General features: G+C 36.6%; 6 protein-coding genes and 4 tRNA genes. 4 read left to right on the plus strand and 6 right to left on the minus strand.

The annotated features are described in order from the left end of the window. Nucleotides 1–182 precede the first annotated feature (182 nt). Nucleotides 183–623 carry a hypothetical protein gene (locus NBG71_RS07315; protein WP_075674219.1) on the plus strand — a complete coding sequence of 147 codons (441 nt, stop codon included), beginning with the start codon at nt 183–185 and terminating at the stop codon, nt 621–623. Nucleotides 624–695: 72 nt separating this feature from the next. On the opposite strand, the gene NBG71_RS07320 is transcribed toward NBG71_RS07315, so the two are convergent. The 4 genes from NBG71_RS07320 to NBG71_RS07335 form a co-directional block, all read right to left on the minus strand. Then, a tRNA-Thr gene (locus tag NBG71_RS07320) sits at nt 696–771 on the minus strand. A 6-nt stretch (nt 772–777) separates the two neighbouring features. Beyond that, nucleotides 778–865: transfer RNA gene (locus NBG71_RS07325), tRNA-Ser, on the minus strand. Between the two features lie 290 nt (nt 866–1,155). Beyond that, nucleotides 1,156–1,231, minus strand: a tRNA-Thr gene (locus NBG71_RS07330). 6 nt (nt 1,232–1,237) lie between these two features. Further along, nucleotides 1,238–1,325: transfer RNA gene (locus tag NBG71_RS07335), tRNA-Ser, on the minus strand. Nucleotides 1,326–1,527: 202 nt separating this feature from the next. On the opposite strand from NBG71_RS07335, the gene rcsD reads away from it, so the two are divergent. Continuing rightward, entirely contained in the window at nt 1,528–4,236 is a 2,709-nt protein-coding gene (gene rcsD / locus NBG71_RS07340) for a phosphotransferase RcsD (protein WP_075670688.1), read from the plus strand. A gap of 2 nt (nt 4,237–4,238) precedes the next feature. Further along, nucleotides 4,239–4,895, plus strand: a complete 657-nt coding sequence (rcsB, locus tag NBG71_RS07345) for a response regulator transcription factor RcsB (RefSeq protein WP_006533269.1) — start codon at nt 4,239–4,241, stop codon at nt 4,893–4,895. Between the two features lie 400 nt (nt 4,896–5,295). Here rcsB and rcsC read toward each other — a convergent pair whose 3' ends face one another. Both rcsC and gyrA read right to left on the minus strand, forming a co-directional pair. Then, the gene (gene rcsC / locus NBG71_RS07350; RefSeq protein ID WP_075670686.1) at nt 5,296–8,130 is read right to left on the minus strand and encodes a two-component system sensor histidine kinase RcsC; all 2,835 of its coding nucleotides are present in this window, start codon (nt 8,128–8,130) and stop codon (nt 5,296–5,298) included. 192 nt (nt 8,131–8,322) lie between these two features. Beyond that, complete coding sequence (gene gyrA / locus NBG71_RS07355; protein WP_099659416.1) at nt 8,323–10,950, minus strand: DNA topoisomerase (ATP-hydrolyzing) subunit A; 2,628 nt, start codon at nt 10,948–10,950, stop codon at nt 8,323–8,325. Between the two features lie 172 nt (nt 10,951–11,122). Here gyrA and ubiG point away from each other — a divergent pair, with 172 nt between their 5' ends. Next, the gene (gene ubiG / locus NBG71_RS07360; RefSeq protein ID WP_075670682.1) at nt 11,123–11,860 is read left to right on the plus strand and encodes a bifunctional 2-polyprenyl-6-hydroxyphenol methylase/3-demethylubiquinol 3-O-methyltransferase UbiG; all 738 of its coding nucleotides are present in this window, start codon (nt 11,123–11,125) and stop codon (nt 11,858–11,860) included. Nucleotides 11,861–11,910 lie beyond the last annotated feature (50 nt).

An 11,910-nucleotide genomic window follows, 5' to 3' on the forward strand; every position in this document is an offset into this window, starting at 1 on the left:
TATAAAAAGTGGCTTTATAATATTATGGTCTAATATTTTTATAACATTGAACCATAATATTATTATTCAAAAAAATCAACTTGTTAAACAATATTTTTCTTATAAAGTTCCTATTGAATTTTATTATTTTAAAAACCATAAAAAAAGTAAAAAATAAAACTTCATTCAATAGGAGAACTAAAATGACTAAACTTATAGTAACTGACTCAGATACTGAGAATAAATTTTATCCTACCAATATTTCATTTAATGCTGATGGTAATACTTACTTACTTTCCATGAGTAAGGATAAAGAATATATGACAAGAACAGTTCACCCATCAGGCAAACTGATCCGTGACCCTTTAGCTGATAGTGGTACTTTTGCATATTATTATGATTATATGAGCATTGCTTATGATGCAGTCACAGGTAAACAGTATTTATGTTGCATTTCAACAGAAAACAAATATTTTGAGCTTTTCTTAATACAAGATAGTGGAAAATTAACCTCTACAAATACGTTTAGCTTCGTTAAAGGCTTTAACCGAAGCATTGCTATATTTATCATCAACAGCAAATTCTTTGTTTATATCCAAAATGAAACAACTAAGTACTGGGAAGTGATGTCAATTAGCAAATGACATGAGTTAATCAAAATTTAAATTTATCAAAGAAAAAACCCGCTATCTCTTGCGAGATAACGGGTTCTTATATGGTGCCGGCTACCGGAGTCGAACTGGTGACCTACTGATTACAAGTCAGTTGCTCTACCAACTGAGCTAAGCCGGCTAATTCTGGCGGAAGGATAGAGATTCGAACTCTAGGATGGTTTCCCATCGGCGGTTTTCAAGACCGCTGCCTTCAGCCACTCGGCCATCCTTCCATAGCGCGGAATTATGCCTATCTCTGGCCCCGCTGTCTAGTCCTGATTGTAAAAAAAATGACTTTTTTATCTGTTTGCTCAATCTTCAAACGCTTTTTGCTTAAAAAATGCTAACTCACTAATATAATGGTTAATTTTTGATAACTATAGATAAAAAATCACAGTGATATCGAGAGATAAATGGAGTAATCCAAAAGGAATTAAATAAAAATAAATAAGAGGGAAAGTGAAAAATAGAATGATAGATAAGAAAAAACCCGCTATCTCTTAAGAGATAACGGGTTCTTATATGGTGCCGGCTACCGGAGTCGAACTGGTGACCTACTGATTACAAGTCAGTTGCTCTACCAACTGAGCTAAGCCGGCTAATTCTGGCGGAAGGATAGAGATTCGAACTCTAGGATGGTTTCCCATCGGCGGTTTTCAAGACCGCTGCCTTCAGCCACTCGGCCATCCTTCCATAGCGCGGAATTATGCCTATCTCTGACCCCGCTGTCTAGCTCCGATTGTAAAAAAATTGGATTTTTTTGTTTGTTTGCTCAAAGTTCATCCGAATATCCCTTTTAAATTGATAACCTGTTAATATAATGACTGAATAATGGTGATTGTTTATTCAATTTTCTATTTTTAATTACATTGTCTCTTAAAGGCTCGCAAACTGAATGCGTACATTGAACCAACTCAAGCCAAATACACTAACTCGTCTATATGCCCTGTTTCTTCTTTTTATGGTCATATCACTTTTTCTATACGCTTACAGTTATTTTGACACTTGGCTAGATAGTAAAAAAAATGCTATCAACAATACGACTCACAAATTTGCTCGACAAGTTGAAGATTACCGTTACCACTCTAATCAGCTTTTTCAGCTATCAAATAAAATAACCGATACCTCGACGTTCCCTGTATTACGACTTAATCCAATAAGATTACGTTCTGATGTATTTTGGCTTGAAGGCAGAGATCAAACCGTAGATTCCATTATATTCGGCAAACCCAATGAGCAAACCTTTCAGTTAGCACAACGATTTGCAAACTCACTCGAAATTCTTTGGGGAGTGCGTAATGACTACAGTTCGCTTTATTATCTAAATGGTAAAGGGAATGATCTTATCTTAATTACGACTCATTCTGTGCTTAAGCCAGAGATCCGTTACAAAGAAAGCTATTTAACATTAACGGCTGAAAACAAACGGTCTGAGTTATTGATGCAATCAACGGCATTAGATGAAAAAGAGAGTCTTTCTCCTATTAGGAAAATGTCTACAGAAAACATCTATTACTACACTTATCGCATTATGTTTAATGTTCCAGGTCAGTTAACCAGCGTAGTGGCGTTTGATTTGCCTATCAATAATTTCTTGCCTTCAGAATTGTCTCCACACTACTTAAGACTACTTCCAACAGGTCAACAATCTGTTTACGACAAAAATAGCATTGAAGTATCAACAGACGGCTCTTCACTGATTTTTTCTCAACCTATTGCAGGGATCCCCTATTCACTCTCTTATGAATACCCGTTGAAATCGATTATAAAAGAGATCACCTACAAAAATATTTGGTTATTAATCAGCCTTCTGGTATTTATTTCTATTTCCATATTTGGCCATATCTATATTCGAAATAAGTACGTTTTCCCTTATATCTCTATGACTCGTAACCTACGGATCAAAGAAGAGATGACAAACGATATCATTTCAAATCTCCCGATAGGATTATTAGTCTATAATTTTTCCTCTAACCATAAGATTATTAGTAATAGTCATGCGGAAAAATTACTGCCTCATATCGATTTATCTAAGATCCGCCAAATGGCAGTTGAGCATAATGGCTTAATCCAAACGGCTATCAACAACGAAATTTATGAAATAAGAACCAGTAATAACAACAATATTGACAATACATCATTATTCATATTTCTGAATAAAGATAACGAAGCATTAATCAATAAAAAATTACAACTTGCACAGCAAGAATATGAGAAAAACACCATCGCACGACGTAAGATTTTATCTAATATGTCATTAGAATTGATGCGCCCTATTAAAGATATAAATGAGATGGTTTATCAATTCAAAGAGTTATTGCCCGAAGATACTCATCAACAATTGCTTAGCTTATTATTAGAGAAAACAAATTACATTTCTGAGTGGATAGAAAATATTACATTAATTAATAAGTTAGAAAATCAAGAATGGAAAGTTCATAAGGATGAATTTGAACTCTCAACATTAGTTGAATCTATTCTGATAACAGCATCACCTTTTATGATAAGAAAAGGCCTAACACTTTATTTCCACAATAACATAAGACCAGGCTTACTTTTAATTAACGATGGCCCTGCTTTAAGTAAGATTATTTTATCATTGATTAATTATGCCATTAGTACGACTAATTATGGAAAGATAACGGTTAATCTGAATTTAGTTCAAAATAAAGATAAAGAAGAAATACTTATTGATATTATTGACAGTGGGAGCGGGCTTACACCTCAAGACATTGCTAATATAAAATACCCATTCTTAGGTCAAGCAATGGGAGACAAATATTATTCTAACTCAGGCATCATTTTTTATTTATGTCATTTGCTGTGTAATAAAATACAGGGAGAATTAACTATTAAGAGTCAAGAAAGTATTGGTTCTCATTTCCGAATTGTACTCCCATACCAGCATATAGATACGGAAGAACGAACTTTTAACGTATTATTAGAGGGAATAAACGCAAAACTTGCCATAAAAAACCCTGAAATAGAAAAAATCATCTGCCAACAGCTTGATAAATATGGCGCTACATACTTTGATAAAAATAGAGAGAATCTTTATCCTGAATACGATATCATACTTAGGGATACGCCGAATGATAATCCTGAATCTCCAACAATATTATTAATGAGCTCTATTGTTGGATTTGAAAAAATATCGAAAGATTTAATAAAGTGTAACTATAACTTCGGTGATCCTTTAATAGAGGCTATTACTTATTTAATTGAAGAAAATGAGTCATTTCCCCTAGATACAACTAAAGAGAGTATTTGGGATGAAAATAATAACCTTGATAAATACGAAGTAATTCTTAATAATTATAGGAAGAAGTTGAATGGTAGTGATTATAAGGAACTATTTATCAGTACTGTTCCTATTGATGTTGAAAAACTACACTTAGAAGCAACAAATAAAGACTTTCATTCTCTAGCCCAGACAGCTCATCGTCTAAAAGGGGTTTTTGCCATGTTAGATTTAGAATATCTCAGAGAAAGCTGTGAATATTTAGAGCATGACATAAAAAATCATAATGAATTAGAGATCAAAGAACGTATCACTCAACTGGATAAATGGATTCAACAGTTGCTGCAGCAAGGTAACAATTAAACATGAATAACCTTAATATTATTATTGCCGATGATCACCCAATCGTTTTATTCGGTATTCGTAAATCTTTAGAACAAATTGAATGGGTCAATGTTGTTGGTGAATTTGAAGATTCAACTTCACTTATCAATAACTTACCTAAGTTAAATGTAGATGCTTTAATTACTGACTTGTCTATGCCTGGCGATAAGTATGGTGATGGTATTACACTCATTAAGTACATTAAAAGACATTATCCTAATTTGTCGATTATCGTACTAACAATGAATAACAACCCAGCTATTTTGAGCGCAGTCCTTGATCTTGAAATTGAAGGTATTGTACTTAAGCAAGGTGCTCCGACAGATCTGCCAAAAGCATTGGCTGCACTGCAAAAAGGCAAGAAATTTATGCCTGAAAGTGTTGCGAAGCTACTTGAAAAAGTCAATGCGAATGGTTATGGCGATAAACGCTTATCACCAAAAGAGAGTGAAGTACTGAGATTATTTGCTGAAGGTTTCCTTGTAACTGAAATCGCGAAAAAACTGAATCGTAGTATTAAAACGATTAGTAGTCAGAAAAAATCAGCCATGATGAAATTGGGTGTCGATAACGATATCGCATTACTTAATTACTTATCATCAGTGACTATTGATAAGGAAATTAACGGCCCAGATTAATTTCACTGTAGTTACCTTAGTCGCACCGATAAAATCAGGAAGCTCAACCCTTTGGGGAGCTTCTCTGCTTTTTAGCCTTTACTTTCTCCCTCTCTCCTTTTGAGATTACCTCTTTCTTTCCCTTGTAATATTCTCCTTGTTCACAAGCGCTTCTAAGCTGTATGATTTATCCTTCTATTTCTTCTTCATACCCTTATTAATTTCAGTGCTCACAGAGCATTGTAGAGGCTTTATTACCCTACTTTTTAAGCAATTTATCTTGTTATGGCTCTGCTTTGTTTTATCTTATCTATCAAAAGGCTTTTTAAATGCATCATTTTTCGCCTTATTTGGGCTTGAAAATAAATAAAGACTAATAAATTAGTCTTTATTTATTCATTTTATCATTCACACTCTAGAATTATTTTTTAGGAATATGCTTCACCAACACTTCTCTTAAAATAGAAAGTGAAACAGGTTTGGATACACAATCATTCATTCCGGCATCAATACAGCGTTGCTTCTCTTCGGCAATCGCATTCGCCGTTACCCCTATTACAGGCATATCACTGCCCATTTCTCGTATATGTGTTGCCAACTGATAGCCATTCATATTCGGCATATTGACATCCGTCAGAACGATATCAACATGATTCTTAGCTAAATACGTTAATGCATCACAACCATCTTCTGCTGTTGCTGTATTAAAACCAATTTTTTTCAGTTGATCGGTCAACAATAAGCGGTTTATTGGATGATCATCGACAATAAGGATAGTTAAAGTTTGTAAGCTACAATCTGTAGCTTGCTCCACCATCTCCACACAATTTGCTTCAACTTTATTTTGTGGTAGTTGCAGTATTATTTTTGTTAGTTCATTTAGTTTATAAGTACTGCATACCCATACGTTTTCAGCTATTTTCTTCGATGGCTCAAAGTAATGCTCATTGATCCTAATAAATTGGCAGTTATCTTTTCTTGGTAGGTCGTAGTCCGTAATAATAAAATCGTTTGAAGATATCACCACTTCTTCAGTTAGTAATTCACAGCTCAAACCGAAGTAACGAAGGTATCGACCAATAAAGCCTTCCAAATAAAGATTTTTAATGTCTATAAAACAACGAACATTACTTTCTTTATAAATATTCTGTTTAGAAGACGATTCAATTCCTTCTAGAGCACCATAAAGAGGTATACGAACCGTAAAACGGCTACCAATATTTTCTTGGGAAACAACACTGATATCCCCATCCATTAAGTTGATCAGTTTTTCACAAATGGCCAAACCTAATCCAGTTCCCTCAGATGCACTTTCTGTATTTTGAGATACTTGGAAGAATGGCTCGAACAGTTCATGCAATGCTTTATCGCTAATGCCTCTCCCTGTATCGTGAATATCAAAATAGAGATAATAATCATCTTTATAAAGATGTAAGGTAATACATCCAGTTGTAGTAAATTTAATACTGTTATTCAATAAATTAGAAATAACTTGTTGTACACGAACAGGATCGCTATTTACAATTTTTGGTACATCAGGTTCAATAAAACAATAAATAGCCAAGTCTTTTTTCGCAATCAAAGGTAAATAGTTAGAAATAACAAAAGAGAGCACTTGGCGACAATTAAATGGCTTAATATCAATTTTTAACTGTTTAGATTCAATTTTCGAGAAATCGAGGATATCGCTGATAATTTTTAGCAATAGCGATGAGGAGTTATCCATCGTCTTTAGTAATCGAGAAGTATCATCATTTTGTGTAAGCGACTGCAATAATTCTAGATTACCAATAATTCCATAAAGTGGTGTCCGTAATTCGTGACTGACTGTTGCCAAAAACATCGATTTAGCTTGGTTAGCTTGCTCCGCAGCTGTCGCCATATTTTGTAGTGAGCGCTCCATTTTAACCCGTGCACTAATATCCACTAAAACACAGATAGCCACATCCTCATTTTGATAACGTGAGTTAACAAAGCTTATTTGCAAATGATTACGATTATTGGTCACTACATCGACCATATTGCTACTTTTCTCAGCAATAATAGAAAGGATATTTTGTTTATCGCTATGACTAAGCAAACGAAAATAGTTATGTGCTAGCTCGTTACTTAAGATGATCATACCATCACGTATTCTAAGAATACTGATCCCGACCGGCGCTGATGCCACAATCTTATGGTTAAACTGTTCGTGTTCTTCTAGACGAGAGGCATTATTTTCGGCTGGAGAGAATATTTTTCTCTCAAAGATCCAGACGAAAATAAAAATCATAATAGCTGAGATAATATTTAAAATCAGCGCATTAAAAATCGTGAATTTAAATTCATTTAAAATTTGCTTGAGTGGTAATGAATACACCACACTAAAAGATGATGGTAATAATTTACGCTTAGCAACTAAATCACTAAAGTCTTCATCAAAGCCAAAATAAGGGGCGCTAACATCAGGAGCCTGTTTAACGGTATGATAGTTGTTTTCTGCTGGATAGCTTAAAACCGTAGTATTTCTGCTATTAAGAAGATGAATTGAAATCACTCTATCTTTGGCAGGAGAAAAATATTCAAGACGAATAGCCCTTTCAATACCAATCAGACCAATGAATTTACCTGAGGCATAAACTGGCGACATAACATATAAAATGCCACTATCCCCTTTTGCATCTGGCACTATCCAATATTGGTTAGTTTCTTTACCTTGTGCACGTTGATTAACATAGTTACGTGTATTTTCGTAAACCATTTTTTTCAACATTTCAGTATCAACAGGGGATGCGCGCAATGGGAAGTTAATCATACACATGCTATGGGAGCCAACCATAAAGACTTGATTTATCCCTTGTAATGCCGGAGTGTTATCTTTCCAATAATATAAAATACTGTTAAAGGAGCGGAAATAGTTGTTTGTTTGTCCTTTAAATAATTCACAATCTGCGGTGTCATTAAGTTTATGAAGTGAGAATGGCCCTTCATAAAATAATGAGTTTTTCATGTTTGGATTTAAGTTAATTTGTTCTTGGTGACGTTCTGCGAGGTATTGTAGATCACGGATGGTGCCGGAAGTTTGTCTAAAGAAACCAAGGAGATTAGTGTAGTTATTACTATACTCTTGCCGAATATCAGACTTTGTATCATTGAAGATATTGATGAGGTAAAACATGGTTAGCAATGCACCCATCGCCCACAACATGATACCTAATATGCGAAAAAGGTAGCGGGAAATCTTTAACGATGTTTTAAAGGACGAGAGATATCTCAAACAACCACCCTAATCAATATTCCTACCGCACAAGAAACTTATTCTATTCTAGCAGAAGTTACTGAATGTCTGAATGATATGATCTTTATCATCAGGATAATTTTTTCTGATGATGAACTGATCCTACCACATAAAAAAAGCAGGCAATTATGCCTGCTTTCTTTTATTTATACATCACAATAATGATAAATATTATTCTTCGTCCGCATCATCTGCCAAATTTGAATCAGGTGCTTCTGATGACTCTTCGCTAATAACTTCATTAACTTCATCGTCATCTAATGCATCATCTTCATCTTCAACACGTTGCAAACCAACGACCAACTCATCTTCTGTTGTACGAATTAAGGTAACACCTTGTGTATTACGTCCAACAATGCTGACTTCAGAAACTCGTGTACGAACTAATGTACCCGCATTGGTGATCATCATAATCTGGTCAGTTTCTTCAACTTGAATTGCACCAACAACTTTACCGTTACGCTCACTCACTTTAATAGAGATAACGCCTTGTGTTGCACGATTCTTCGTTGGGTATTCGCTTTGGGCGGTACGTTTACCATAACCATTTTCAGTTACAGTTAAGATATCACCTTCACCACGAGGGATGATGAGTGAAACAACTTTATCGTCATCACTCAGTTTCATACCACGGACACCTGTCGCAGTACGCCCCATTGGGCGAACACAATCTTCCGCAAAACGAACCACTTTACCTTCCGCAGAGAACAACATAACTTCGTTTGTGCTATCGGTTAAATCAACACCGATTAACTCATCGCCTTCATTTAAGTTAACGGCAATGATACCTGCACTACGAGGACGGCTGAAATCTTGTAGAGGCGTTTTCTTCACGGTTCCACTTGCCGTTGCCATAAAGACAAACTTACCTTCTTCATACTCTCTTACAGGCAAAATAGCGGTAATACGTTCATTTTGCTCAAGAGGTAATAAGTTGATAATTGGACGACCACGAGCACCGCGACTTGCTTCTGGTAACTGGTAAACTTTCATCCAGTAGAGACGACCACGGCTTGAGAAGCATAAAATCGTGTCATGGGTGTTAGCCACCAATAGACGATCAATAAAGTCTTCTTCTTTAATTCTTGCTGCTGATTTACCTTTACCACCACGACGCTGTGCTTCGTAATCGGTAAGTGGTTGATATTTAACGTAGCCTTGGTGAGAAAGTGTCACAACAACATTTTCTTCATTGATCAAGTCTTCAATATTAATATCAGCCGTATTTTCAGTGATCTCAGTGCGACGAGGATCGTTATACTGATCTTTAATCGCATTTAGCTCTTCACGAATGACTTCCATCAGACGTTCTGGGCTTCTTAAGATATGCAATAGCTCAGCAATTTGGAGTAATAACTCACGATATTCATCTAACAATTTTTCATGTTCAAGACCGGTCAGTTTCTGCAAACGCAGATCCAAAATAGCTTGAGCTTGTTGCTCTGTTAGATAGTATTTACCGTCGTGCACACCATATTGTGGCTCTAACCATTCAGGACGAGCAACATTGCTATCGCCAGCACGCTCTAACATGGTAGAAACGCTACCTAAATCCCAAGGTTGTGCAATTAATGCCGCTTTTGCTTCTGCTGGATTTGGTGCTTGACGGATCATTTCAATAACTGGGTCAATGTTCGCCAATGCAACAGCCAGTGCTTCTAAGATATGAGCACGGTCACGCGCTTTGCGTAATTCGTAAATAGTACGACGAGTAACAACTTCACGACGGTGACGAATAAAGGCAGAGATAATTTCTTTTAGATTCAATAATTTTGGCTGTCCTTGGTGAAGTGCAACCATATTAATACCGAAAGAAACCTGCATTTGCGTTTGTGAGAATAAGTGATTTAATACCACTTCACCCACAGCATCACGTTTGATTTCAACGACAATACGCATACCGTCTTTATCAGACTCGTCACGTAATCCGCTAATACCTTCAATACGCTTATCTTTAACAAGCTCTGCAATTTTTTCAATTAAACGAGCTTTATTCACCTGATAAGGAATTTCTGTCACGATAATAGTTTCGCGACCTGTTTTCTCATCAGTTTCGATGTCAGCCTGAGCACGGATATAAATTTTTCCGCGACCAGTACGGTAAGCATCTAGAATTCCTCTGCGACCATTAATAATAGCGGCAGTCGGGAAATCAGGCCCCGTAATATGTTCCATCAACTCTTCAATCGTGATGTCTTCGTTATCAACATAAGCAAGACAGCCGTCGATAACTTCGCCTAGGTTATGTGGAGGAATGTTTGTTGCCATCCCCACCGCAATCCCTGAAGAACCATTGACTAACAAGTTTGGAATACGGGTTGGCATTACTGCCGGAATATGTTCTGTTCCATCATAGTTAGGAACAAAATCAACCGTTTCTTTTTCCAAATCCGCCAGCAGTTCATGGGCGATTTTCGCCATACGAACTTCGGTATAACGCATCGCAGCCGCCGAGTCACCATCAACTGACCCGAAGTTACCCTGCCCGTCAACCAACATGTAACGCATAGAAAAAGGCTGTGCTAAACGAACAATCGTTTCATAAACAGCAATGTCACCGTGCGGGTGATATTTACCGATAACATCCCCAACAACACGGGCTGATTTTTTATAAGGTTTATTCCAATCGTTTCCTAGTACATTCATCGCGAAAAGCACTCGGCGGTGTACTGGCTTCAGTCCGTCTCGAACATCGGGTAATGCGCGTCCTACAATAACAGACATCGCATAATCCAAATATGAGCTTTTCAGCTCTTCTTCGATATTAACTGGTGTGATTTCTCTGGCAATGTCGCTCATGGAGCCACTGTCCCTCATACTACGGATTCAAAGGTTTAGAACTATACCACAAATCGCCAATTTTTGGAAAAAGGAAACAACTAAATTAATGATCCTTTCGCTATTCTCTTCGATTTCACCGTCTAACGTTGGTAGAATCATGGCAATACGAAAATAGGAGTAATACTTTCTGATGAATGATAAAACAACCTCTTTACATGCTAACGTGGATCAGCATGAAATCGACAAGTTTGAAAGCGTCGCATCACGCTGGTGGGATCTTGAAGGTGAATTTAAGCCATTACACCGCATCAACCCGCTAAGACTCAACTATATTCAAGAACGCGCGGACGGCCTATTCGGAAAAAAAGTCCTAGATGTTGGTTGCGGTGGCGGTATTTTGTCTGAAAGTATGGCGTGTGTTGGAGCTGAAGTAACTGGTCTTGATATGGGTACAGAGCCATTACAAGTTGCACGTTTGCACTCGCTAGAATCGGGTATTCCGGTCACATACATTCAAGATACGGTTGAAAACCACGCGAATGAAAACCCACAAACTTACGACGTCGTTACCTGTATGGAGATGTTAGAGCACGTTCCTGACCCTTCATCTGTTGTAAGAGCCTGTGCAAAACTGGTAAAACCTGGTGGACATGTTTTCTTCTCAACCATCAATCGTAATAAAAAAGCGTGGCTGATGCTGGTGGTAGGTGCGGAGTATATTCTGAATATGGTACCTAAGGGCACACATGATGCTAATAAGTTTATTCGCCCATCAGAATTACTTAGTTGGGTTGATGAAACCGATTTGCGTAGCAAAAATATGATTGGTTTACATTATAACCCAATCACTGACAAATTCCGATTAGCGCCAAATGTCGATGTGAACTATATGGTGCACACACAATCGACACATAACTCGAATTTGTGAAACTGAAAGTTTAATTTGGTTTAATAAAACATCAAACGATCACATTTTTT

It is taken from the genome of Proteus sp. FZP2095 (assembly GCF_023701425.1).
Lineage (GTDB): Bacteria > Pseudomonadota > Gammaproteobacteria > Enterobacterales > Enterobacteriaceae > Proteus > Proteus cibarius.